We start from the raw sequence: 262 nt of genomic DNA, 5'->3' as shown, positions 1-262 counted from the left end.
CCTTTTCTCATTATTGGTATTGGCTTTTTTGGTGCTTTTACGACATTTTCAACGTTTAGTGTGGAGGCAATTACATTATTTCAAAAAAGAAAATGGATACCTTTTATTACATATTTAGTCTTATCTATTGGTGGGAGTATTGTTACTTTCTTAATCGGATTATTTCTAGGTGGAGGATTGTCATAAAAATGTGCGGGACCTGGTCCCGCACATTTTCTATTCTTCTTTTTTCTTTTTCTCATCAACTGTTGTGTCCTCTTTA

1 protein-coding gene is annotated in these 262 nt (G+C 33.6%); it reads left to right on the top strand.

Annotation, left to right across the window (positions count from 1 at the left end):
• A partial coding sequence (locus AOA59_RS00235; protein WP_143522720.1) for a CrcB family protein occupies positions 1-186 on the top strand: 186 nt, incomplete at its 5' end.
• Positions 187-262: the final 76 nt, after the last annotated feature.

The sequence above is a fragment of the Pseudomonas sp. 2822-15 genome, from assembly GCF_002742515.1.
Taxonomy (GTDB): Bacteria; Pseudomonadota; Gammaproteobacteria; order Pseudomonadales; family Pseudomonadaceae; genus Aquipseudomonas; species Aquipseudomonas salomonii.
The sequence above is the reverse complement of the archived record's forward strand: the minus strand, read 5'-3'. Positions and strand labels throughout refer to the sequence as shown.